Annotated in this window: 1 rRNA gene; it reads right to left on the bottom strand. The window is 51.9% G+C overall.

Going from position 1 to position 289, the window contains the following annotated elements:
* A 23S ribosomal RNA gene (locus CES82_RS12150) occupies nt 1–289 on the bottom strand; the annotation flags it as partial.

The following is a 289-nucleotide window of genomic DNA, read 5'->3' as shown; positions in this document are numbered from 1 at the left end:
GTTCATTCTACAAAAGGCACGCTGTCACCCATTAACGGGCTCCAACTAATTGTAGGCACATGGTTTCAGGAACTATTTCACTCCCCTTCCGGGGTGCTTTTCACCTTTCCCTCACGGTACTGGTTCACTATCGGTCACTAGGGAGTATTTAGCCTTGGGAGATGGTCCTCCCGGATTCCGACCAGGTTTCACGTGTCTGGCCGTACTCAGGATCCTGAACTGAGGGTAACAAATTTCGTCTACGGGGCTATCACCCGCTCTGGCCGGTCTTCCCAAACCGTTCGACTAT

The organism is Secundilactobacillus silagincola, assembly GCF_002583405.1.
Taxonomy (GTDB): domain Bacteria; phylum Bacillota; class Bacilli; order Lactobacillales; family Lactobacillaceae; genus Secundilactobacillus; species Secundilactobacillus silagincola.
This window is presented reverse-complemented; position numbering and strand designations above follow the sequence as displayed.